Source organism: Salicibibacter cibarius (genome assembly GCF_016495725.1).
GTDB lineage: Bacteria > Bacillota > Bacilli > Bacillales > Marinococcaceae > Salicibibacter > Salicibibacter cibarius.
In genome coordinates this window covers 4480408-4504359 of sequence record NZ_CP054705.1, presented here as the reverse complement: position 1 = coordinate 4504359, position 23952 = coordinate 4480408, and the positions used below count along the sequence as shown (strand labels likewise).

Sequence of the window (23952 nt, the reverse complement as noted above, 5' to 3'; positions counted from 1 at the left end):
AAGCAACCGCGAAGGAAAGGTTGTGACCGAAGTGGCAAAAGTGATCGCGATCGCGAATCAAAAAGGCGGCGTTGGAAAAACAACAAGTGCCGTCAATTTAAGCGCAAGTTTATCATATATTGGACATCGGGTCTTGCTTGTTGATATTGATCCGCAAGGCAATGCCACGAGTGGAGCAGGCATTGAGAAGGGAGACGTGGATGCTTGTATTTATAATTTGCTCGCAGAGGATGTAGAAGCCAAAGATATCATTTATCCTTCACCGGTGGAAAATCTGTCTGTGCTCCCGGCAACCATTCAACTATCCGGGGCGGAAATTGAGTTGGTACCGACTATTTCCCGGGAAATACGGTTAAAAAAAGGGTTAAACGCTGTTCAAGACGAATATGACTACATCATCATTGACTGTCCTCCATCCCTCGGTTTATTGACCATCAATGCGTTGACTGCTGCAGAGGCGATTTTGATCCCGGTTCAATGTGAATATTATGCATTGGAAGGATTAAGCCAGTTATTGAATACGATACGCCTCGTCCAAAAACATCTAAATACGAACCTTCAAATCGAAGGCGTATTATTAACGATGTTGGACGCGCGAACGAATTTAGGCATGCAAGTCATTGAAGAAGTAAAAAAATATTTTAGGGAAAAAGTATTCGGGACGATTGTGCCGAGAAATGTCCGGTTAGGGGAGGCGCCCAGCCATGGCATGCCAATCGTCTTGTACGCGCCAAAATCACGCGGGGCAGATGTATATTTAGAACTTGCAAAGGAAGTGGTTGCAGGTGCCTAAAGGATTGGGAAGAGGTTTAAATGCGCTGTTTCCCGGCGAAATGGACACGAGTGCAGACGCTGTTCATCATATCGCGCTTAAAGAATTGCGCGTGAATCCTTATCAACCGAGGAAAGATTTTAATGAACAAGCGATCGACGATCTAAGTGCATCGATCAAGCGGAACGGGATTTTACAGCCTTTGATTGTCCGTACAAGCATTAAAGGCTACGAGATCGTGGCCGGAGAGCGGCGGTTCAGGGCAGCACAGAAGTGCGGGCTTGAAACCGTCCCCGCGATCGTTAAGGACTTCAGCGATGATCGCATGATGGAAATTGCGTTGATTGAGAATTTGCAGCGGGAAAATTTAAATCCACTCGAGGAATCAAGGGCATACGCAAGGCTTATGGATCATTTTGGGGTCACGCAGGAAGAATTGGCGAAACAACTAGGAAAAAGCCGCCCCCACATCGCCAATCATTTGCGATTATTACAACTGCCCGAAGGGATTCAAAAAACGATCGGCGAGGGAGAAATATCGATGGGCCATGGCCGTGCCTTGCTTGGGATCAAACACGAAGCGGAAATGCCCAAAGCCGTCAAAACCGTTAAAGAACAACAACTCAATGTACGCCAGACGGAAGAGCTCGTCCAACGCCTTAACAATCGGACACCCAGTAATAAGCCTAAGAAAAAAGAAAAAAACCCATCCCCGTACATCCGTGAACAAGAAAATACGCTACAAACGTATTTAGGCACGTCCGTAAACATTAAGCAAGGAAAGAAGAAAGGAAAAATTGAAATCGAATATTTATCGGACGAGGATTTGGCACGTATATTGGAACTGCTCGGACAGGATAAAAATTAAATCACCAAGCCCCTTGGATATCAGATCCAGGGGCTTGTTTTTCGTCTTATTTGCCTGTATGCCCACTTCATGGCGCCCGAAATTTCGGTTGCGCATGCGTTCGGTCGCCATAAACGTTTCATGGCGACCGAAAAACCTTATCTCGAATAAGTTGGGGCGCCATAAGTTCTCCATGGTGCCCGAGATTGCACTAAGCTCATGAATTCGGACACCATAGCCGCTTCATGGCACCCGGGAAGGCTACATTTGACTAATTTCAGTCGTCATGCGCTCGACTCCCCGACAATTTTTCGCTCTTTCTGAAGCAGACCACTCGTTCCTTCTTGTATCTGTATGGTTGAAACAACATTTGCGAAGCTTTTTTGGGGTACGGATTTGGACTCTCTTGAGATAGATAAAAACCAAAAATTGATCATCGAACGAGTGCTTAACATGAGAGATCAAGATGAATTAAGATGGTTGTGGCAAACCTATAGTAAGTACGATATACAACATTAAGTCCAGAACAGTAAGAATATCGAAAAAACTGCGCGGTGTTGGTGAGAGAGGATCAGATGGCATGTTTTACAATGTTTTCGATGAATTGATTTTGACATTTGAGAAAGCGAGGCTCCCATCGGGAGATCCTCGCTTCTTAACATTATTTCCCTTGAAATTCAGGCTTTCGTTTTTGTAAAAAGGCTTGAATACCTTCTTTAACATCATCTGTTGCAAAGCACCGCTTAATATAGGCATATTCTTGTTTTAATAGGTTGCTAAGCTCTTCTTCTCCGTTTGACGAAAGGAGCCGCTTAGAAAACGTTAGGGCAACCGGTGGGCCATCAGCAAGGTCCCCGGCAAATGCCATGACTTGTTCATGGAATGTTTCATCGGAAAATGTCTCGTTTACAAGGCCTGTCCGCTCCGCTTTGTCCGCGTCAATATCATGGCCCGTGAAAATCATTTGCGTGGCTTGTCCTTGTCCGACCAAGCGGGGTAGAAAATAACTCATTCCCGCGTCAGGGTTAAGTCCGCGTCGAATATAACCGGTTGTGACCCTTGCCTGATCCGACATAAAACGTAGATCACAAGCAAGCGCCAAGGATAATCCCGCGCCGGCGGCCATGCCATTGATGGCGGCGATCACCGGTTTGTCACAACGGACGATGCCAAGCGCTTGCCGGCCGACCCAACCGAGTTCATCCAACTGCTCGTGCCGCGTGCCAAATGTGTTCGGCATTTTTGATAAATCAAGGCCGGAGCAAAACGCACGCCCATTACCGGTGATAACGACGACGCGTACGTCATCATCCGCTGATGCGTTAGCGATAGCGTCCTCGATTTGTTTGCTAAGGTCATCGTTAATGGCATTCATCCGCTCGGGGCGGTTAAGTGTAATTGTGCGTACTCCTTTTTCGGTATTGATGAGTAAAGGTTCCATCTCTTTTCCCCCTCGTATTTATACTCCTATCGACTTCCTGCTTCCGACTCCCGGCATCACATATACCGGCTGTTGGCGATCCATTGCCCGCCATCCACGGTCATGCAATCCCCGTTGACATATCGGGATTGGCTGGAGACGAGAAATTCAGCGGCATCGGCAACGTCATCCAATTTCCCCACTTCCCCTAGCGGGTTCATGCGCTTGATTTGCTTCACTTGTGATTCTGAAGCAAATAACTTCTCCGCACCTCCGGTATTTTCAATTGGACCCGGAGCCATGGCATTGACGCGTATCCCGTATTTTCCCCATTCGATGGCCAACGATTTGGTCAAGGCCAAAATTCCGCCTTTTGCAGCGGCCGAGTGTACAACTCCCGCTGAACCGGTCCAGGCATATGTAGCGATCATGTTTAACATCGATCCGCCTGTTTTTTGGGCGATCATTTCCTTTCCGACGAGTTGCGAGCAGTTCCACGTTCCATTTAAGCAAATATCGATGACTGCTTTCCAACCGTTTTCCGATAAGTTCTCTGCTTGAGAAATAAAGTTTCCTGCTGCATTGTTGACGAGAACGTCGATTTGTCCGAATGCGTTTTTTGTTTCATCTACGGTACGTTGAACATCATCGCGATCGCGCACGTCCATTTGAACGGTTAATACACCGGCATCTGTTTTGGACTGGATATCTGATTTTGCATTTGCCAACCGTTCTTCATTTCGTCCGGTAATGACAATATTTGCCCCTTTTGAAGCAAAGCGTTCTGCCATCGCTTTTCCCATGCCATTGCTTCCTCCCGTTACAATGGCTGTTTTTTCTTCCAACATCAGAAACACCCCTTTTAAAATATTGAAACATTTTTACCTAAAAATGAATACTCATTCATTCTTGTATTATAACATACAAATTTAAGATTCATAGTACATCGATCAATCCGAATGTTTTTGAATCCCCATGAATTGCAAAACCTGTTATCATAGATAATTAGACTGAAGCAGCAAAGGAGATCGGACGGCGATGGCTTTAATCGGTACGTTGGTCAACGGGATTGCGATTATCGTTGGTTCCATGCTGGGACTCATTTTCACACGTATTCCGGAACGGGTGAAAACGACGGTGATGCAAGCGATCGCGTTGGCAGTTATTTTGTTGGGCATCAATATGGGATTGGAAAGCGACCAGTTTCTGATCACGATCGGCAGCCTCGTTCTCGGCGCCGTCCTCGGAGAATGGGGCCGGATTGAAGAGCGTTTGAACGATTTAGGGCGTTGGATCGAAAAAAAAGCAGGAAGCAGCGGGGGAGAAGGTCTATTTGCGAAGGGATTCGTGACGGCTTCTCTCGTCTACGTTGTTGGTGCAATGGCCGTATTGGGAGCGCTGGACAGCGGGCTTAGGTTGGATCATAGCTTGCTTTATACAAAAGCGATGCTTGACGGGTTTTCTGCCATTTTTTTCGCTTCCATGATGGGGATCGGCGTTCTGTTTTCCGTTGTGCCGGTTGTTCTCTATCAAGGGACGATTGCCTTACTTGCCGGGCAAATTAATCGGATCGTCCCTGACCCTCTGTTGGAAATGTTTATAACGGAGATGACCGCTGCCGGCGGCGTAATGATTGTCGCAATCGGTTTACGCCTGCTTGGCATCGTTGACGTGAAGGTCGCGAACTTGTTGCCGGCGATTCCTGTTGTATTTTTAATAACATCATTGCTTTACTTCTTTTGATCTATTCTTTGGCAGGGGCGGACATTTCATGTGCGGATGGCCGAATGATATGGCTGCGCCGCGTAGGCGTGGGAGAGGTTGGATGGTTGAGGCGGCGATCTGCACGCAAGATGGCATTAGACGTTCGCTCGGCCATTTTCATGACAAGATTCAATCTTGTATTTTGCAAAACATAATATTCCATCATCCCACCTACGTTTACGGTTCCGGTCATGTGCATGTTCCCGATATCCGGAAGCGTTTTCTTCACCGCGCTTCCTGGCCGAACCGGACCGGAAGCAAGTGTAATTTTCCCGACGTTATAGGATTTTCCCATGCTGGCATCGATGGCGATGAGGAATGGATGCCGGTAGTTATCAAAAACATCGTCCAGTGTTGCTTGCAAATTTAAGGCATGTACGGGTTGTTGAAGAGTACCGTAAACAAAGAATGAGCCGGGGTTATTTTCCGATAACATCGTCCCGGTTAATGGTCCGTAAGCATCTCCCGTTGAACGATCGGTTCCGATGCATACGATCACGATCTCCCTATGTAGAGATATAAAGTGAATTTTTTCAAAAAAACGGCCCGCAAGCGGCTCTTCCATGGCAGCGTCGTCGACATGGAATTGATGGGAAAATGGTTCCCCGGTGGAAAAAGATCTATTGTAAGACATACCCAGCTCTCCTTTTTCATACTAGTCCCAGTATAAGGGAAAGTTTGCCGTTCTATACGTCCTGAACCGGAACAATGTAATCAGGAAAAAACGAACGTGTGAATATTGGACAAGGGAGCGACATCTATGATCGGACGTGGGTTGAAATGGATGTTTTTGCTGACGGGAGCAATGGTTGGTGCCGGTTATGCTTCAGGACGTGAAATATGGCAATTCTTTGGTGAAGAAAGTGTGGCCGCCATTATTTTATTCAGCGCTCTATTTGCCATCAGTTCCATGGTTATTTTAAAGTTGAGCATTCAAAAAGGGGCGGAAAACTATGTGTCGGTTCTGCAAACATTGCTGGGCGTGCGTCTCGCCAAATTTTATGATTTGCTGATTATCTTGTATTTATTTACAACGACGGGGATCATGATTTCTGGCGGCGGCGCAACATTGGAAACGTTCGAATTTCCATATTGGCTTGGCGTCTTCTTTATGTGTCTTTTCCTTGTTGTTTTGTTTATATGGGACATTGACGGATTAACGACGGTCAATAATATCCTAACGCCGGCGCTGATCGTCGCGTTGATCGCGATTTTGATTTTATTTCAAATCTCCAGCGACGGAGGATTTGTGCTTGAGTGGGGCGCGCAATCCAATTGGCCATCGGCACTTATGTTTATGGGGCTGAATTTATTGCCCATTGTTGCCGTGTTGGCGGCCATTGCCCCGAAAGTCCAAACGGAAGGGGAAATTTGGATTGCCACGGTCGGTAGCGGCCTTGTGCTTGGCGGCGTCTCTTATTTGTACAACCAATCGTTACTTGTAGTGGCCGATGATATTTTATTATATGAAATTCCCTTGTTTTCCATTCTCAGCACCTATCCGTCTATCCTTGTCCTTGCCATGACATTGCTTTTGTTTACCGCCATTTATACAACGGCGGCGATTAATATTCTCGGTCTAATGAGTCGGTTTCGCCGTATTCTCAAGGGGCCCGGATGGGTACTGGCCTTAATGATTATCCTCCCACTCTTACCGATGACCGTATTTGGTTTTTCAACACTTGTAGGCTTTCTTTACCCGCTTTACGGCGTCGTCAATCTCTATTTGCTGGGCGCGGTTTTGCTTTATCCTTTTCTAAACCAACAGCAGTTAAAATTAAAATGAATGTCATTTTACGGTCTAGTATGATATAATACACATTGTTTTTGAGCTTCGAAAGAAAGGGGCGGGATACGTTGTCGGACAAGGCATTCGAACTGCATGACATTGTTGAAATGAAAAAACCCCATCCTTGCGGAACGAATCGTTGGAAAATTATTCGGATGGGTATGGATATTCGCATCAAATGCCAAGGATGCGGGCACAGTGTTTTGATTCCGCGCAAAACGTTTACCCGCAAAATGAAAAAAGTATTGGAAAGCGAAGAAAGTTGAGGGAAGTGACCGAATATGGCTTTAACAACAGGCATCGTGGGCTTGCCCAATGTAGGCAAGTCCACGTTATTTAATGCAATTACCCAGGCCGGTGCGGAAGCGGCCAATTATCCGTTCGCGACGATTGATCCAAACGTTGGCATCGTGGAAGTCCCGGATGAACGGTTGCAAGTGTTGACTGAATTAGTGAACCCGAAGAAAACAGTACCGACAGCGTTCGAATTTACCGATATCGCCGGAATTGTGGAAGGGGCAAGCCACGGGGAAGGGCTGGGCAATAAATTTCTTTCCCATATCCGGGAAGTCGATGCCATTTCGCATGTCGTTCGTTGCTTTGAAAGCGGTGATATTACGCATGTATCCGGCAAAGTGGATCCGGTGCGTGACATTGAAGTGATTAACTTGGAATTGATCCTCGCCGATTTGGAGACAGTAGGTAAACGCATGGAAAAAGTTGCAAAACAGGCAAAATCAAAGGATAAGGAAGCACTTGCCGAACACGCGGTGTTAGAGAAGCTAATGGCAGCGCTTGAAGCGGAACAACCGGCACGAAGCGTCAATTTGGACGATGACGAAGAAAAAATCGCGAAAGGCTTTCAATTGTTGACGAAAAAGCCGATCCTATACGTGGCAAATGTGAGCGAAGACGATTTAATGGCTGAAGAAGAAAACGAACATGTCCGGCGCGTACGTGACTTAGCGGCAACAGAAGGGGCAGAAGTGATCACGATTTGCGCAAACATTGAAGCGGAAATCGCGGAGTTGGACGGGGGAGACCGTACGTCTTTCTTGGAAGACCTCGGTCTCGACGAAGCAGGCTTGGATCGCCTCATTCGCGCGGCTTATGAATTGCTCGGTTTAAACACATATTTCACTGCCGGGGAACCGGAGGTGCGTGCCTGGACGATCCGAAAGGGTACGAAAGCTCCGCAAGCGGCCGGTGTCATTCATTCTGACTTTGAACGTGGGTTTATACGTGCCGAAGTTGTTGCATATGAGGATTTAAAATCATACGGATCCACGGCAAAAGCAAAAGAAGACGGGAAAGTTCGATTGGAAGGAAAAGATTACATCGTTCAAGACGGTGACGTGATTCATTTTCGATTTAACGTTTGAGAGGGGCCCCCTCTCTTTTTTTGGTAGGTAGAAAAGTATCGTATGAAAATGATCAATCATAGCACGTGCATGGCGCCTGAAATAGACGGTGGCGCTCGGATTCAGGTCTCATGGAGCGGTCATGGCGCCCGAAATACACATCGGCATTCGGGTTCGGTCTTCATGGAACGGTCATGGCGCCCGAAATACACGGCGCCCCTCGGATTCGGTCTCCATGATCGGGGTGCATTTTATAGTGGCTCAAGTAAAACACAGGCGCCAACGGTCTCTCAGTGTACACCTAGGTCTTTTCACTTTTCATGCCTTTTCTAGAAAGGCCCCCTATTACAGGCATGAACAATACAGATAATAATAGGCGGTTTCAATATTTTTTTTGCGTGACCTCAGCACAATAAAGGCTTCTGTTAATACAGGCATCTTCATCAATAGTCACCAAAAAGTATCCGCCTGGTTGTGTTGCTAAACCCTGAAGGCTATACGTTCAAATAACTATTTTTATGATAGTTATTACTTACATAAATGGGCTAAGGCTTTCACCATAAAGTTTGGTGAAAAGCCAAGTTTTCTAAATTGAAATTGCAACGATAGGGGAGGGGAGGGTCTATGATGATAAGTACGTTTTATAACGGGACGATTCTATCAATTTACGGCAAGATTTTGCTTAACCTCGTTTTCCATAGTATAATCTATTTAACTAAAAAGCATTGATTTTGAATCCGAAAGGAATGATAAAAGAATCCATAAAGAATTACTTAAGCATCCGAAAGACATTTATTCATCTATTTTGCACAGGGGGATTCCAAAGAGAATACTTATTTTCATCCAAAAAGGATTACTAAGGAATCCATAAAAAACCCAAAAAGCATCTCATTATCATGAACGACGGGAGAGGGTACGAAATGTTAATGGCAGCAGATATCGGGAATTCAGAGACGAAGATGTACATTGAGGATCGTTTTTTAACACAACCATCTGTGGTAAAGCGAGTGAATCGAGTTCCTGAAATAGCAGATACAAATCTTGCACAAAGCATCGCGCGTATTGAAGAAGATCTGCTTATTCATGTGACGAGCGACGCGATTAAAAAGAACGGGACGTATTTTGTCGGAAATCGCGCAAGCAAAATCAATGATATGGTAGAAAATATTAATATTAAACTTGGAAATAAATACAGACACGATATCCCCGTGATTGTTTGCCTCGGAATGATTGCCGGTAATGAAGTCAAAACGTATTATGAGTCGAATGAAGAGTTGCCGAAGGTCTTAGAAATAGAAGGAAATCTGTCAACAGCGATCCCCGCATCGGAACATACCAACGAACGGGCCGAACATTTGCAGAAACGGTTGGAAGGGCGAACACATACGGTCATTATCTATGTAGCGGACCAAATGGTCACAGTTATGGTGACGTTTAATGAAGTCAATGTCACAACCGAAGGGGTGCCCGCGCTTTATGCCCTGCTAACCGCTGAAGATGACATCTTGAAACATTATGACGATCAATATGATTCCAAGATGAAACCGAAAGATATGGCCAATCAACATATTTTACACGCGGATATTGGAGACGGAACGACCGAGTATATTTATACGGAAGAAAAAAATGCAGTGCTTGACCTTAGTGATGGCGCAAGGCATGGCGTTGGGCATGCAACCCAAGAAGCAATAAAACTGTTAAAAAACGAGGTTGGGGGTCACCTCTCTCTTAATCGGCAGCAATTTATGAATATCTATCAAGATGACACCAATAATTTACATGAAGCAGCCGTGCAAAGCTTGGACGAAGCAAGGTACTTGCAAGCGCAACTCATTTTGGAGGACATACAGGAAAGAGCGATGAACACAGCGGGTAGAGTTGATAAAATTATGGTTTACGGTGGGGGAAGCATTCAATTTTACGACGATCTCTTTGAAGATCTTTTGGATTATGCCAACGAGGCAAAAATCGAAGTCATTTGGATACCGGAAGAATACGCGGTGAACATGAATATTAATGGATTAAAAGTCTTGAATGAAAAACTTCTTTATACCAAATAGGTGATTGCAATGGCGAAAAAGCGAGTAACGTATACGTGGAAATTAAGTACCGAGCGGGACCCGGACGCGATTAATGAATGGCTGGACGCCCAGTCCAACATTCGCGATTCACTTTCTTTTCTCGTGCAAGTCATGCAAGAGCGTTTCGGAAACGTTGATATTCGCGATATTGAAACCTCGAAGGAACTGCTCCAATTCATGCACGAGCAAGAAACAAAACCGGAAAGTAAGAAACGTAAGCAAGAGCACCAAGCCTCGTTCGATGATGCGCCACAAAAAGAAACAGAAAAAGAGGAAGCCCCTGAAGCGGAAGAAGATGAAGCGGATGATATATTTTCCGGCATCGACGGCAATGCCATATTTACAAGACGATAAGCTGCGGGAAGCGGGGACGCGTTGAACCCCGCTTCTTTTTTTACATTATTTTTTGCTTTTCCATTGCTTGTACCATTGCGTTATATTTGGGCTGACTTGTAAACCTAAATCTTCCATTGCCTTTGTCAATTGGTGATACTGGTGATCGATAAATAAACCGATTCTCAGTTTTGCATATAACTTCATTAATAAAAAGTGAGCATCTTCCTCTTCCGGTCTTGCGGTACAAATCTTAACATACCACGCTTCCGCCATTTCCAAATTATCCTGTTTATCATAATAACCTGCCATTTCATAAGCGACTTTTATCCATAGCTGCTCCAGTCGGAACCGCTCTCCTTCTGCCCATAAATAGTCATATTTTTCTAAAAAACCCCCTGTATATAATTTCATCGTTTCTTCATAATCATCAATTGTTTTTGTCGTGAGACGGGGAGCAGAAATGATTTGTTTTTCCCATTCAACCAAATCAATGAAAACATCTTTCGTAGATAACATGTAGCCTGCTCCCAAGTTTTTTATGGTGAAATGCCCTTTATATTTATGCAATGTTTTCCGTAAATGATAGATCGCTGTATATAGCTGTGAATATGCTTTTTCTTCGGGGAAATCTGCCCATAGCAGTTCGGTTAGCTCGGATTTGCGAAAGGTTTTGTCGCTGTGATGGAGTAAATAAAGAAATAATTCCCGGGATTTTGTTGTTCGAAATTGAATGAAATCAAGTTTATCATTTGTCAACTTGAAACTTAGCTCTCTGGATACGTTTACTCGTAGCACATTACGTTTTCTTAAAGGCTTATGTATTCGTTGATTTACCTTTAATTCAACTCTTTCCAACGTCTTTTTTAAGCGATCCATTTGGATGGGTTTAAGCACATAGTCTAATGCATTTAATTCAAATGCTTGTACGGCATAATCATTAAAAGCAGTAACAAAAACAATTGAAATATTTGCATCGATTTCAAGTATTCTCTCTGCCAGTTCAAGCCCATTCATCTCAGGCATTTCTATATCTAAAAAAAGAACATCAACTTCCTCTAACAGAGCAACATGCTTCTCAATGTCCAAATGACCAAATTTACCTATGACTTCAATACTGTCAACTTTATTTACTTGGTGTTCCAGAAAATCTAAAGCGAGAGCTTCATCGTCAACAAGAATTGCTTTCACCAAGATCCCCCCGTTTATGATTCTATAGGACTATTATACATTACATTTTTTCAGCTGTTAAATTTTTTGTAGATAATTTGTAGAGTCTTATCTTATAAACTAAAAAAATGAAAGGAATATATGTTAATGGAAGGGGATTTAAGTTGGCGAAGCGTTTAGGTATGGTCTTTTTTGCAGTTTTAATCGCGTTCCAACCTTATTTGGTGCAGATACAAACTGCGACAGCTCAAGGCAGTGACGATGTTGCAACGGAAGCCAAGTTGTTAGATGGAGAAACCGATCTAAGTCAAAAGGATGAAGTAGACCGTGAAGAGCAGTTTGAACTAGAACTTGCTTATCAATGGTCGGAACAGTCGGATGAACAGTCGATCTCTGTCGCGGTACCGGAAGAAATTATTTTGGAAGATGCCGGCGGAGAGATTGAAAATGAAGATGGCCAGCAAGTTGGAACCTATCAAGTAGAGAACCAGACCATCACGCTGATTCCTGAAGAGGAAGATCAGCAAGGCGTTCTTGTGTTGCAGGTTTCTTGGAATGGCGATCTCATTGAAGAGATTGAAGAAGCAGACCTTACATTCCATCATCCTCAAGGATTGCAGGAAATGGCGATTTCCTTTGAGCCTGTGATGACAGAGGAAGAGGATGAAGAGGAGCAAGAAGCAGAAGAGGAAGAAGAGCAGCAGGAAGAAAGTGACGCCCGTTCTGAAGAGGATGCTGCTGATGACGAGGAGCCATCAGACGAGCAGGTAACCGAGGAAGAGGAAGCACAGGAAGACACCGATGGTTCAAATGAAGAAGAGAATGAAGCAAAAGAAGAAGCAGAAGTGGCTGAAAATGATGAAGAGGCTTCAGAATCTGAGGAACCCGGAGAATCAGCGTTAGCTGAGGCGACGCAGGCCGACACACAGGAAGACAAATATGGATTTAACTTAGAAATTGGCATTGTGACGGATCTGGATGGCAATGCATACGGCGAAGAGAATTTACTGGATCCGGCAGAAGAATTTTGGCTAGGGTTGAGCTGGAACTTAGAAAATGATCATAACTATGTAGATGGAGATACAGAAACATTTGAACTTCCCAATGGCATTGCAATCGCGGATGAGATCACTGGTGAGTTAGAGAACGCTGCTGGTCAAGTCGTAGCAACCTATACAATAGGCACAGATAAACAAGTCGATTTAACATTTACAGATTTTGTTGAAACGCATAGCAATGTCGAAGGTTGGCTGGAAATCATTTCAACATTGGATGCAGAAAATGTTGAAATCGACGATGGCGACGCGATTATTGAGCCCATTGGCGAAGAGGGCGAAATCAGGATCCCTATTGATCTCGGTGAACGAGAGAAAACGATCGAAAAAGAGGGGACACCGAATAGTAGCTATAATGCCGATGAAATTACGTGGGAAGTAATCATTAATAAGGATCAAGTGTCATTAGATAATGCAACTGTCACCGACGTCCTTCCCGAAGGAACGGAGTATCAGGAAGGGAGCTTAAATGTCGTAGAATTGGACGTTGATTTAAACGGCAATGTCATTGGCGAGGGCGATGAAGTCGACAGCATAGAGGAGACATTTGCAGACGGTGAATTGAATATCCCGCTCGGCGATATTCAAGAGGCTTATCGCATTGAATATGTCACGACAGTCACCGATCATGAGGAGGCGGAATTCCAAAATAACGCGACGCTTTCAGATGATGACCTGGATGATACGTCAGCAAACGCTACCGTAACCATTGATCGCGGGGACCCGATTAACAAAACTGCTGTTGCAGACTATGACCCTGTAACAGGCATGATTGAATGGGAAATTGAATTCAACTACGATGAGCAGGATTTAGAAGATGTCACTCTGTCTGATTCATGGACACCTGAAGGGGCACTGGCATTAGTCGAGGACAGTCTCGTGTTCACGGAAATGGAAATCGATGAAGACGGCAATGCACAAGAAACAGGCAATGTCGGCATGCCGGACGGTGCGGAACTTCAATCGATTGAAGATGGATTTGAGGTCACCGGCATTACAACCGATAACCCGTATAAAGTCACGTATCAAACAGAAGTGACAGACCGTGTGTTGGATGGGTTTAACGTTGAGAATACGGCCGGATTTGGCGGTGAATCAGCGGCTTCCGGTACGGGTGTCGGCACGTACTATGGTGCGAAATCAGCCGGAACAATTGACTACGCAGAAAATACCATTGATTGGACCATCCGCATTAACCATGATGAATACCCAATGGAGAATATCACTATCGAGGATACATTGGGTGAAGGGTTAACGTTAGATGAGGATTCCGTGGCGGTCACCGTTGGTGGGTCACCATATACAGATTATACACTTTCAGGTGAAAATCCATTCACCATTGCGTTCCCTGAAGACTTCACAACAGATGAAGAGATCCTAATCACGTATCAAACCGATTATGTTGCAGACGAATTGCCGGATAATACGGCGACAAATCATGCAGCCATAACATGGACGCCGGAAGGCGAAGAAAACTCGATTACAAGAAACGTTGAAGCTGAAACAGAGTTAAACTGGCAAACAGAGCAACGTGATTGGAAAAACGGATCATACGATCCTGAATCCAAAGAAATTACGTGGACGATTTACACCAATTACCGTGAAAATACCATTGAAGATTTAACTGTCACAGATGCGCCGCAAGGCAATCAAACGATCATCGCGGATTCTGTTGAGGTCACGGAACTGGCCATAGGGTCAGATGGTGGTATAACGGAAGGCGACATCTTAGAAGATGTTGCAAGTGTCGATGAAGGGGAAAATACATTACACGTCGACATTGGTGACACAAACAACGCGTACAAAATTGAGTACAGGACCTCGCTCGAAGGTTTAAGTGATATTCAAAGCGAGTATGTGAACGAAGCAGAGGTGTTAGATGGAGACGAAACGTTATCCAATTTAGAAGCCTCAGTAGGTATAGCAAAATCAGCTACGTATGGCGATAAGTCCGGTTATCAAGATGGAAAACAAGTGCATTGGTCCATCGATGTGAACCTCGGGCAACAAGAAATCAGTAACTTAACACTTGAGGACTCCATCTCTGACAATCAAGCGTATCTTGAAGATACGATTACAGTGTATCATGCAAGCGTTGATGTAAATGGAAATACCACCAGAGGAGACGAAGTTTCCGAAGATGAGTATGAGTTAACGTTTAATGAAGATGATCAAGCATTTACGATCGAATGGAACGACACAGTAGAGCGTCCGTTTATCGTTGAATATTCCACATTGTTCTTTGCAGGGCATGGCGAAGATGTCACAAACTCCTATGACATAAAAGGTGACAATATCATTGAAGATGGCCAAACAGATGGTGACGGTTCGGTAACCATTAGCCAAACATCTTCAGGCGGCGGATCAGGTGAAGCGGGTTACCTCGTGATCGATAAGGTTGATACGACAGATGACGGGGAAGAAAAGCTTGCCGGAGCAGAATTTGACTTAATCGATGCAGATACCGGCAATGTATTAAAAACCGGCACAACCGACGATGATGGCCAAATTGATTTTGGGCGTTTGCTATATGGTGACTATGTACTACACGAAACGACTGTACCGGATGGTTATGTCACACCGGAAGAAAGCCGAACCATTACCATTGATGAAGCATACGATCCGGAGGCAGATATAACGGATTATGCCTATACTGTGGAGAATTATGAACCTGTATTTGCCATTGAATTGGCGAAAGTCGATGACTTAGGGGAAAATATCTCCGGAGTTGAGTTCGAACTCTACAATTCGGATGATGACTTAATAGCAACCGGAACAACCGATGAAGAAGGAAACATACTGTTTGAAGATTTACCAGGGGCAGGAACATACTACCTGGAAGAAACAGACACCCCCATTGGTTATGAACCAAACGAAGAAAGACATTACGTTGAAGTTGGAGAAGAAGAAAGAGAGCCGGCAGCTATAACAGTAGAAAACCAACGTGAATTAACGGACGTCTCCGGTACAAAGACATGGGACGATGCAGATAACCAGGATGGTATCCGCCCGGATTCCATTACCGTGAATCTTTTAGCTGACGGCGAACCAGTCGATTCAACGGAAGTCACGGCAGAAGACGATTGGGCGTATAGCTTCACAGGTTTGCCACAATATGACGATCAGGAAGAAATTACGTACACGGTAGAGGAAGAAGACGTAGGTGTTGATGGCTACACATCGGAAGTGGATGGCCATGATATTACAAATAGCTACACGCCTGAAGTCATTGATATCGGTGGTGAAAAAATATGGGGAGATGCCGATAACCAAGATGGCATTCGTCCGGATTCCATTACCGTGAATCTTTTGGCTGACGGCGAACCAGTCGATTCGACTGACGTAACGGAAGACGATAATTGGGAATATAGTTTCACAGACCTACCCAAATATGAAGCCGGTGAAGAGATTGAATATACAATTACAGAGAATACTGTCGAACATTACACGCAGGATATTGAAGGTTATGATATAACCAACCATTACACGCCGGAAGAAACAGCGGCCACCGTCACGAAGAACTGGGACGACGCCAATGATCAGGACGGTATCCGTCCGGAAAGCATTGACGTGCAATTAACGGCGAATGGCGATGTTGTTGGTGATCCAGTTGAATTGTCGGAAGAAAACGATTGGAATCATACGTGGGATGAACTGCCTTTGAACGAAGCAGGAGAAGCCATTGACTATTCCGTCGTTGAAGAAACAGACGTATCGGAATATGAAGCAATAGTGGATGATGACGATCATGGAAACATCATCCTCACAAATGCTCATACGCCGGAAGAAATTAATATTTCCGGTGAAAAAATATGGGAAGATGGCGACAATCAAGATGGTATTCGCCCGGATTCAGTCACCGTCAATCTCTTGGTTGATGACGAGACGATTGATTCCATTGAAGTCACGGAAGACGATAATTGGGAATACAGTTTCACAGACTTGCCAAAATATGAGGCCGGTGAAGAAATTGACTACAGGATCACAGAAGACCCTGTAGAAGGTTACGAAACGGCCATTGAAGAATTTGATGTCACTAATCGTTACACGCCGGAAGTAACTGAGGTCACAGGTGAAAAGACATGGGACGATGCCGACAATCAAGATGGGGTCCGCCCGGAATCCGTAACGGTGAATCTTTTAGCCGATGGTGCCGTCGTTGATTCCACTGAAGTCACGGAAGAAGACGAGTGGGCTTATAGCTTCACAGATTTACCGAAATATGAAGCCGGCGAAGAGATCGTTTATACAGTTACGGAAAACACAGTAGAGCATTACACGCAAGATATCGACGGTCATGATATAACCAACCACTACACGCCGGAAGAAACGGCTGTCACCGTAACGAAGAGCTGGGACGATGCCCAGAACCAAGACGGGATTCGCCCGAACAGCATTGAGGTGCAATTAACAGCTGATGGTGAAGAACATCGTGATCCGGTGGAGCTATCTGTAGAGAACGACTGGACGTACACATGGGATGAATTAGATGCAAATGCATCTGGGGAAGCCATTGATTATTCCGTTGAAGAACTGACAGAACTACCAGGATATGATGCATCAGTGAATGATGACAATCATGGCAACATTATCATCACAAATGCGTACACACCGGAAGAAACAGACGTATCCGGAATGAAGACCTGGGACGATGCCGATAATCAAGATGGCGTCCGTCCGGAATCCGTAACAGTGAATCTTTTAGCCGATGGTGCCGTCGTTGATTCCACTGAAGTCACGGAAGAAGACGAGTGGGCCTATAGCTTCACAGATTTACCGAAATATGAAGCCGGAGAAGAGATCGCTTATACAGTTACGGAAAACACAGTAGAGCATTACACGCAAGATATCGACGGTCATGATATAACCAACCACTACACGCCGGAAGAAACAGCTGTCACCGTAACGAAGAATTGGGACGACGCTAATAACCAAGATGGTATCCGTCCGGAAAGCATTGAGGTGCAATTAACAGCTGATGGTGAAGCCTATGGCGATCCAGTAGAGCTATCTGCAGACAATGACTGGACGTACACATGGGATGGCCTAGATGCTAAAGCAGCCGGAGAAGCCATTGATTATTCTGTCGTGGAGCTGACAGAATCGGAATATGAAGCATCAGTGAATGATGACAATCATGGCAACATTATCATCACGAATGCTTACACACCGGAAGAAACGGAAGTATCCGGAACGAAAACATGGAAAGATGGCGATAACGATGATCGCCCGGATTCCATTACAGTGAAACTTCTAGCCGATGGAGCAATTGTTGATGACATGGAAGTCACTGAAGAAGACGATTGGGAATATCGTTTCACAGACTTGCCCAAATACGAAGCTGGCGAAGAAATCGACTATAGCATTTCAGAGAAAGCTGTAGAGGGCTATGAAACGGCTGTTAACGGTTATGATCTCACGAACACGCTTATAACAGATGAAGACGGTGAAGCCAAACCAGGCAAACCGACCGATCCTGAAAAAGATGAGACAAAACCGGATCAAGAAGACAAAACAGACAAAACCACTGACGCTGAAAGAGGAGATACAACGAAAGAAGACGAAAGTGATGATACAGGTGGACTACTACCTGACACAGCGACAAATCTGTTTAATATGCTCCTTGTCGGCGTAGGGTTGTTAATCGTTGGATTGGCACTCACAATGCTTTATCGCAAAAGAAGAACAGTTGAATAGGCTCATGTAACAAAAAGCTTTCATATACATAAACGTATATGAAAGCTTTTTTTCATTTATTTTTCGGGATTTGAAATCTCACCGTTGTGCCGCTGCCAGGCTCACTTTCAATTTCCAATCCCTTTCCATACATCTTTTTTAATCGTTGGTTGGTATTTGCTACGCCAATTCCATTTAAATGATGAGGATGCTCATCGAGTATTTTACGAATCTCCCCTTGTTCCATTCCTACTCCTTCATCCATAACCGCGATTTCAAAATGAGTGTTCCGGTCCGTCACCTGTATAGTGACTGCGCCCCCGTTGCTTTTTTTAAGCACACCATGCCTGACTGCATTTTCTACAAGGGGCTGGATCGTTAAAGGCGGAAGATGAAAATCAACGCCGTTTTCAATGGTCCATTTAATGTTCAATCGATCCCCAAACCGTTCTTTTTCAATGTACAAATAGGATTTTGTTAGATCCAACTCGCTCTCAAATGAGGTAAGGGATTCGGCGTTATTGACATCAAAGCTTCTTCGCAAGTAATTGCCAAACTCATTCAGGAGCTTGATCATCCTATCCGTATCCATTTCACTGAGCGAAGCAATCGTATTTAATGTATTAAATAAGAAATGCGGCTGGATTTGAGATTGGAGCCAAGCCGCTTCTAAGTGAAGCTGCTCCTTGATGGATCTTTTTAGATTTGTTAATGCTCTTACACGTGCCTTCACTTCTAATGCATCCACAGGTTTTACAATGTAATCATTGGCGCCCGCGAGGAAGGCGGTATTAATATCTTCAAGCTGGTAACGTGCAGTTAGTAACAAAATAGGTAACTCGGAAATCGTGAATTGATTGCGGATGATGCGAGTTAGTTCATAACCCGACATATAGGGCATCATCACATCAGAGATAATTAAATCGATTCCTCCGTCATCGATGAGGTCTAATGCTTTTTGTCCGCTTGTTGCGGTAATGACTTTATAATCAGAAGCTAGCATGGTTCTCAAAACCCTTATATTCACAGGGTCATCATCCACGATTAGTATTCTCGCTTTGTCATCTCTTCGTTCCCTATTATCGGAAACCGGCGTTGTAGCATCCATCATATGGAATTCATCTGTAATATCAATGGAAGCAGCTGCTTCAGACTTATGATTGATTTTGCCGTAATGGCGATTGGCTAACGGCAGCGTGAAAGAGAAAATAGTGCCTTTACCGACAGTTGATTTCGCAGAAATTTTTCCGCCATGCAACTCAACCAATTGTTTGCAAATGCTCAGTCCCAAGCCAAAACCACCATCTATAGATGTAGCCCCGCTATCTTCCTGTTCGTAAGACTGGAAAACTTTATTTAACATTTCCTTGCTCATGCCAACACCGGTATCCTTCACATCAATCATAGCCATTTTATTTTTATAACTGGCAGATACAGTTATTTCCCCGCTATTCGTGTATTTAACTGCATTATGAAGCAAATTAAACAAAATTTGAATGAGGCGATTCTCATCTGCGTTGACTTTAGGAAAAGAACGAGGGATATCCAGCTGAAATTGAAGTTCCTTTTCTTCTGTCATAAAATGAACCATATCCAAAACGCCTCGGGCAACTTTACGAATGTTTATTGTTTTCCTTTGTAGCTCGATACGATGCTCTTGCAGACGTGTAACATCAAGCAGATCATTAAGCGTAAATGACATTCGCCTGCCAACATTAATGAGTAAGTTCAAATTCTCCCTATTTTTATCAGATAAATGTTCGTCTTTATCATCTAATACGGTTTGTGCGATATTCATGACGCCGTGCAATGGGTTGCGTAATTCATGTGCGGTGTTGGCTAAGAATTCGTCTTTCTTCTCGTCAGCTTTCTGAAGCTCTTCTGTTTGTTGTTCATTCAATTTCGCCATCTGTATGTGGCGGTTAAATAAGAGTAAAGCAATCATCACAATGGTTAGAAGAAAATCAAATGGGTAGTACGGGATGTCAACTATTTGCACGACGATTAAGGCACCCCAAAACTGGTTCGATGCATAGCTCGCGATGAATAACAATATAAAAATAGCTTCTGAAGAATGGGTTCGAATCGCTCGTATTGTTTCAACAAATAAAAACAAAGTAACCAACGTTTCAAATACAAAAAGTATGCCTAATGTATAGCCATAATGATGAAACGGAATGATGAGTACACTGATGACGGTAAGTCCGTATAATAGTAAAAGCAATAAATAAAAACGTGACTTAATTTGAAAAAAATGCTTGATAAAGATAAGTAAACTAACCAATGTACTGGCGGATAAAAAGACTAATAGTTTCGAGTGTGCTGAACCATCAATCGGTAAATAGAGGGCAACATCATCATCGATTAAAATCATAAAACCATGTAATAATAACATGATGCCGAAAAACAGAATTTCTTTTTGATATTTCCCTCTGCCCATAAAATAGATGCTGAATGCGTACACACTATGTAATAAAAAAATGGCCGCAACGATCATTTGCAGTGTGACCGAGGTGTGGTTATCTGCTGCGATTGCATTTTCGGTGCCGATTTGAATGGATTGAGAAATTCCGCCCTGTAAAGGCGATTCGAAGTTTGAAACATGAATCACTAATTCAACTTGATTATTTTCTGGGTGAAACAATGTAGAGAATGGTGCATAGGAATCTTCCGAATGCTCCGCGGATGGAGCGACATTGCCTTTTTCGGCCATTAATTGCCCATCAATGTATACATTGGCGGCACTGTCCACCTCTGTCATTCGCACTCCGTATAGCTGGTGTGGCAGCTCATCTTCAGGAAGAATGATGGTCAAACGATACGTTCCGTAGCCATAAGGGGAATCCCCATAAACAATGCTCCAATCACCGGGAACAGAAATATATTCCTTTGATTCATTTGGATCATCGTAGGAATTCGGCGCAATGAATTCGCTTGGATAAAATTCCCATTCACCATCAAGCGTGATTGCCTCGTTATCCGTAAAATTCCATTCTGTTAAATCAATCATGCCATCTTCTGCCTGAGGCTGATCCGGAGGTTGATGATAAATCATCCAACCGATTCGCATACAGGTTAATATTAAAAAAAATAAAATAATAATAAGGAAGATATTTCTTTTAGCCATCGGTCTGCTGGTGATCATGGACAGGTTCATTCCTTTAATGACGGGGTGTATTAGCTTAATTATGGATGAAAGGATATAGATTTACAAGATTGCCCGAAAATTTCACTTGCATCTTTAGTAGATCATGCTATAATGAACATGAAAGCAAACGTATGATCCCTATAAGTTGTAAGATGAATCAAAATTTACCTCAGCTATTGTGTATGGCCGTTCTTCTTGTTAAAATGTTGTAATGTGAGTAAATAGAGGGCTTGTCCCGTTTTGCTCCTTGCTCCCGTAAATGGAATGACGGGGGCCGTTAAGACCAAAAGGAGGTGACGCGCATGCGTAACTACGAGATTCTGTACATTTTAAGGCCGACATTGGAAGAGGATGCAGTCAAATCGACGATTGAACGTTTCAACCAAATTCTTTCCGATAATGGTGCAGAGGTAACGGAAGTTGATGAAAAAGGGAGACGCCGTCTCGCTTATGAAATTCAGGATTTCCGTGAAGGGTATTATGTCATCCTCAAAGTGCAGGCAACCCCTGACGCTATCAATGAGTTTGACCGTCGTATAAAGCTTACCGATGAAGTTATTCGAACGCTCGTTGTTCGAGATGATGATTAAAGCATTCTTCTAATAAATGGGAGGGTTTGGAATGATTAATCGCGTCGTGCTCGTTGGACGTCTCACGCGTGATCCGGAATTGCGCTACACCCCGAACGGGGTGGCGGTCGCTAATTTCGGCATCGCCGTTAATCGTCCATTTACGAATCAGTATGGGGAACGGGAAGCGGACTTTTTGAACTGCGTCGTTTGGAGAAAACAGGCGGAAAACGTCGCCAATTACTTGAAAAAAGGAAGTCAGGCAGGCGTAGACGGCCGCGTTCAAAGCCGCAGTTATGAAAATCGGGAAGGACGACGTGTAAATGTCGTTGAAATACAAGCGGAAAGCGTCCAATTTTTGGAGCCTCGTAACGTTACCGCAAATCGGGGCGGGGACGACCAAGGAGTTGGAGCTGCTCCCGGGCCGTCCAATTACCAAGGAAACGTTGGATATGGCCAAGAAGGGCAACGCCACTCCGCCGATTTGAATGAAGACCCTATCTCCAATGACGGGAAACCGGTCGATATTTCCGACGACGATTTACCATTCTAAACACTACCCATCATGCAAAATAACTTAAAGAAGGAGGGAGTCCTATGGCACGCCGCAGAGGCAAGCGCAGAAAGGTATGTTATTTTACCGTTAATAAAATCAAGACGATTGATTATAAAGATGTTAATCTTCTCCAGAAGTTTATCTCGGACCGGGGAAAGATTTTACCGAGGCGGGTAACCGGAACATCTGCGAAGTATCAGCGTAAATTGACGACCGCGATTAAACGTTCGCGTCAAGCTGCGTTACTCCCATATGCAAAAGACGATTAATACCCCTTACGAACACTGCCGATGAAGCCGGCAGTGTTCTTTCTTCATACGATCCGTCGCCAAGGGCGGCGATAAATGTTCGTCCTTTCTTTTTGTAGATGTATGGGCTACAATGAACCAGTGAAATATACTAAACGGGGTGTTACTCACTACCCACCTTTTCACTTCTCACTTCTCACATCCAGACGGGGGGACGGCATGAATCAATCGAGAAAAATAACCGAGGGAGCTGTTATGATTGCCCTCTTTGCAATTTTAACGGCAGCTACCGTTTACATACCGGTTCTAGGTATATTATTCGTATGGGTTCTGCCCATTCCTCTCCTGATATACACGGTTCGTTTTGGCCCGAAACCCGGGGCGCTGGTCCTTGCCGTCAGCTTTGTCGCGGCCTTTTTAATCGCTTCGGCCTTTTCGATCCCGCTCGTGCTTTTATTTGGGGTGGGCGGCTACGTGGCCGGTGTCAGTTACCATTTAAAAAGGTCTGCATTTCGAACCCTTTTCGCGGGGAGCTTAAGCTATATTTTTACACTGGTTCTGCTCTTTGTCGGATCAGTTGTCATTCTTGATATTCATCCTTTTGAAGCGCTTCAAGGCGGAATGGAGGATTCTGTTGATTCTGCAGAACAAATGCTAACTTCCTTTGATCAGGGAGTGGATGAAGAACAGTTGGAGTTTTATCGTGAGTCTATTGCGCAAATCCCGCAAATTGCACCTTTAATCATGATCATAACCGGTGTGGGCTATGCGTTTTTGACGCAAGTTATTGCCCACCAATTTTTGCGGAGGCTGATCGGAGGGACGTATCGATTTCCGCCCCTCAGAGAGTGGTCGTTGCCGAGAGTATTTCTTTGGTACTATTTGGCAGGCATCATCATGCGGTTGGCAGTGATCGAAGATCAGGGAACAACGATGCATATGATTGTCTCCAATATCTTTCCGTTGCTTGAATTTGCCATGATTATACAGGGAGCATCGGTTATGTTCCAATTTGTATACATGAGGAATATAACGAGAGCACTCCCGATCCTCATCCTTTTTCCGGGATTGATGCTTCCGCTCGTCCAAGTGTTTGTTCGAATCCTTGGGATTTTGGATATCGGAATGGATTTAAAAAACCGGATTAAGTCTGATAAATAGGG

Annotated in this window: 19 protein-coding genes; 14 read left to right on the top strand and 5 right to left on the bottom strand. The window is 44.2% G+C overall.

Translation table 11 applies throughout. The features are described from left to right. Nucleotides 1-31 precede the first annotated feature (31 nt). The 3 genes from HUG15_RS22675 to HUG15_RS23810 all read left to right on the top strand — a co-directional run bounded on the left by HUG15_RS22675 (nt 32) and on the right by HUG15_RS23810 (nt 2138). Nucleotides 32-793, top strand: a complete 762-nt coding sequence (locus tag HUG15_RS22675) for a ParA family protein (RefSeq protein WP_200129111.1) — start codon at nt 32-34, stop codon at nt 791-793. Then, on the top strand, nt 786-1640 hold the full coding sequence (locus HUG15_RS22670; RefSeq protein ID WP_200126092.1) for a ParB/RepB/Spo0J family partition protein: 855 nt from the start codon (nt 786-788) through the stop codon (nt 1638-1640). The genes HUG15_RS22675 and HUG15_RS22670 overlap by 8 nt, the downstream gene beginning before the upstream one ends. A 333-nt stretch (nt 1641-1973) precedes the next feature. Next, nucleotides 1974-2138, top strand: a complete 165-nt coding sequence (locus tag HUG15_RS23810) for a DUF6922 domain-containing protein (RefSeq protein ID WP_200126090.1) — start codon at nt 1974-1976, stop codon at nt 2136-2138. A gap of 142 nt (nt 2139-2280) precedes the next feature. Here HUG15_RS23810 and HUG15_RS22660 read toward each other — a convergent pair whose 3' ends face one another. Both HUG15_RS22660 and fadH read right to left on the bottom strand, forming a co-directional pair. Then, entirely contained in the window at nt 2281-3060 is a 780-nt protein-coding gene (locus HUG15_RS22660; RefSeq protein ID WP_200126088.1) for an enoyl-CoA hydratase/isomerase family protein, read from the bottom strand. Nucleotides 3061-3116: 56 nt separating this feature from the next. Next, nucleotides 3117-3887, bottom strand: coding sequence for a 2,4-dienoyl-CoA reductase (gene fadH, locus HUG15_RS22655; protein WP_425504022.1), 771 nt, complete (start codon nt 3885-3887; stop codon nt 3117-3119). A gap of 190 nt (nt 3888-4077) precedes the next feature. On the opposite strand from fadH, the gene HUG15_RS22650 reads away from it, so the two are divergent. Beyond that, the gene (locus HUG15_RS22650; protein ID WP_200126086.1) at nt 4078-4782 is read left to right on the top strand and encodes a DUF554 domain-containing protein; all 705 of its coding nucleotides are present in this window, start codon (nt 4078-4080) and stop codon (nt 4780-4782) included. A 1-nt stretch (nt 4783) separates the two neighbouring features. On the opposite strand, the gene yyaC is transcribed toward HUG15_RS22650, so the two are convergent. Continuing rightward, the gene (gene yyaC / locus HUG15_RS22645) at nt 4784-5437 is read right to left on the bottom strand and encodes a spore protease YyaC (RefSeq protein WP_200126085.1); all 654 of its coding nucleotides are present in this window, start codon (nt 5435-5437) and stop codon (nt 4784-4786) included. Between the two features lie 126 nt (nt 5438-5563). Between yyaC and HUG15_RS22640 the strand changes: the two genes are divergently transcribed. The 5 genes from HUG15_RS22640 (at nt 5564) to HUG15_RS22620 (ending at nt 10388) form a co-directional block, all read left to right on the top strand. Continuing rightward, nucleotides 5564-6589, top strand: coding sequence for a YkvI family membrane protein (locus HUG15_RS22640; RefSeq protein ID WP_200126084.1), 1026 nt, complete (start codon nt 5564-5566; stop codon nt 6587-6589). A 71-nt stretch (nt 6590-6660) separates the two neighbouring features. Then, nucleotides 6661-6858 carry a DUF951 domain-containing protein gene (locus HUG15_RS22635; protein ID WP_200126083.1) on the top strand — a complete coding sequence of 66 codons (198 nt, stop codon included), beginning with the start codon at nt 6661-6663 and terminating at the stop codon, nt 6856-6858. A gap of 15 nt (nt 6859-6873) precedes the next feature. After that, nucleotides 6874-7974 (top strand): redox-regulated ATPase YchF, encoded by a 1101-nt coding sequence (ychF, locus tag HUG15_RS22630; RefSeq protein ID WP_200126082.1) that lies wholly within the window; start codon nt 6874-6876, stop codon nt 7972-7974. Nucleotides 7975-8873: 899 nt separating this feature from the next. After that, nucleotides 8874-10013 carry a ParM/StbA family protein gene (locus HUG15_RS22625; protein ID WP_246516442.1) on the top strand — a complete coding sequence of 380 codons (1140 nt, stop codon included), beginning with the start codon at nt 8874-8876 and terminating at the stop codon, nt 10011-10013. 9 nt (nt 10014-10022) lie between these two features. Next, nucleotides 10023-10388, top strand: coding sequence for a hypothetical protein (locus HUG15_RS22620; protein ID WP_200126080.1), 366 nt, complete (start codon nt 10023-10025; stop codon nt 10386-10388). A 45-nt stretch (nt 10389-10433) separates the two neighbouring features. Here the strand turns inward: HUG15_RS22620 and HUG15_RS22615 are convergent, their stop codons facing one another. Beyond that, a complete protein-coding gene (locus HUG15_RS22615; protein ID WP_200126078.1) occupies nt 10434-11558 on the bottom strand; it encodes a response regulator in 1125 nt (374 codons plus the stop codon). Nucleotides 11559-11701: 143 nt separating this feature from the next. Between HUG15_RS22615 and HUG15_RS22610 the strand changes: the two genes are divergently transcribed. Continuing rightward, nucleotides 11702-18289 (top strand): Cna B-type domain-containing protein, encoded by a 6588-nt coding sequence (locus HUG15_RS22610; RefSeq protein ID WP_200126076.1) that lies wholly within the window; start codon nt 11702-11704, stop codon nt 18287-18289. 52 nt (nt 18290-18341) lie between these two features. On the opposite strand, the gene HUG15_RS22605 is transcribed toward HUG15_RS22610, so the two are convergent. Next, nucleotides 18342-21413: a hybrid sensor histidine kinase/response regulator gene (locus HUG15_RS22605; RefSeq protein WP_211202307.1), complete on the bottom strand. Its 3072-nt coding sequence runs from the start codon at nt 21411-21413 to the stop codon at nt 18342-18344. A gap of 305 nt (nt 21414-21718) precedes the next feature. Between HUG15_RS22605 and rpsF the strand changes: the two genes are divergently transcribed. The 4 genes from rpsF to HUG15_RS22585 all read left to right on the top strand — a co-directional run bounded on the left by rpsF (nt 21719) and on the right by HUG15_RS22585 (nt 23950). Then, nucleotides 21719-22006, top strand: coding sequence for a 30S ribosomal protein S6 (gene rpsF, locus HUG15_RS22600; RefSeq protein WP_200126072.1), 288 nt, complete (start codon nt 21719-21721; stop codon nt 22004-22006). A gap of 31 nt (nt 22007-22037) precedes the next feature. Further along, entirely contained in the window at nt 22038-22538 is a 501-nt protein-coding gene (ssb, locus tag HUG15_RS22595; protein ID WP_200126070.1) for a single-stranded DNA-binding protein, read from the top strand. Nucleotides 22539-22582: 44 nt separating this feature from the next. Beyond that, entirely contained in the window at nt 22583-22810 is a 228-nt protein-coding gene (gene rpsR, locus HUG15_RS22590) for a 30S ribosomal protein S18 (protein WP_200126068.1), read from the top strand. Between the two features lie 198 nt (nt 22811-23008). Continuing rightward, the gene (locus HUG15_RS22585) at nt 23009-23950 is read left to right on the top strand and encodes a YybS family protein (protein WP_200126066.1); all 942 of its coding nucleotides are present in this window, start codon (nt 23009-23011) and stop codon (nt 23948-23950) included. Nucleotides 23951-23952 lie beyond the last annotated feature (2 nt).

Excerpts from the sequence above, each read along its gene's own strand:
- ychF (WP_200126082.1), top strand. The coding sequence starts at position 6,874 with ATGGCTTTAACAACAGGCATCGTGGGCTTGCCCAATGTAGGCAAGTCC.
- ssb (WP_200126070.1), top strand. The coding sequence starts at position 22,038 with ATGATTAATCGCGTCGTGCTCGTTGGACGTCTCACGCGTGATCCGGAA.
- HUG15_RS22640 (WP_200126084.1), top strand. The coding sequence starts at position 5,564 with ATGATCGGACGTGGGTTGAAATGGATGTTTTTGCTGACGGGAGCAATG.
- HUG15_RS22585 (WP_200126066.1), top strand. The coding sequence starts at position 23,009 with ATGAATCAATCGAGAAAAATAACCGAGGGAGCTGTTATGATTGCCCTC.
- HUG15_RS22620 (WP_200126080.1), top strand. The coding sequence starts at position 10,023 with ATGGCGAAAAAGCGAGTAACGTATACGTGGAAATTAAGTACCGAGCGG.
- rpsR (WP_200126068.1), top strand. The coding sequence starts at position 22,583 with ATGGCACGCCGCAGAGGCAAGCGCAGAAAGGTATGTTATTTTACCGTT.
- HUG15_RS22605 (WP_211202307.1), bottom strand. The coding sequence starts at position 21,413 with ATGATCACCAGCAGACCGATGGCTAAAAGAAATATCTTCCTTATTATT.
- HUG15_RS22650 (WP_200126086.1), top strand. The coding sequence starts at position 4,078 with ATGGCTTTAATCGGTACGTTGGTCAACGGGATTGCGATTATCGTTGGT.
- HUG15_RS23810 (WP_200126090.1), top strand. The coding sequence starts at position 1,974 with ATGGTTGAAACAACATTTGCGAAGCTTTTTTGGGGTACGGATTTGGAC.
- fadH (WP_425504022.1), bottom strand. The coding sequence starts at position 3,887 with ATGTTGGAAGAAAAAACAGCCATTGTAACGGGAGGAAGCAATGGCATG.
- HUG15_RS22625 (WP_246516442.1), top strand. The coding sequence starts at position 8,874 with ATGTTAATGGCAGCAGATATCGGGAATTCAGAGACGAAGATGTACATT.
- yyaC (WP_200126085.1), bottom strand. The coding sequence starts at position 5,437 with ATGTCTTACAATAGATCTTTTTCCACCGGGGAACCATTTTCCCATCAA.
- HUG15_RS22660 (WP_200126088.1), bottom strand. The coding sequence starts at position 3,060 with ATGGAACCTTTACTCATCAATACCGAAAAAGGAGTACGCACAATTACA.
- rpsF (WP_200126072.1), top strand. The coding sequence starts at position 21,719 with ATGCGTAACTACGAGATTCTGTACATTTTAAGGCCGACATTGGAAGAG.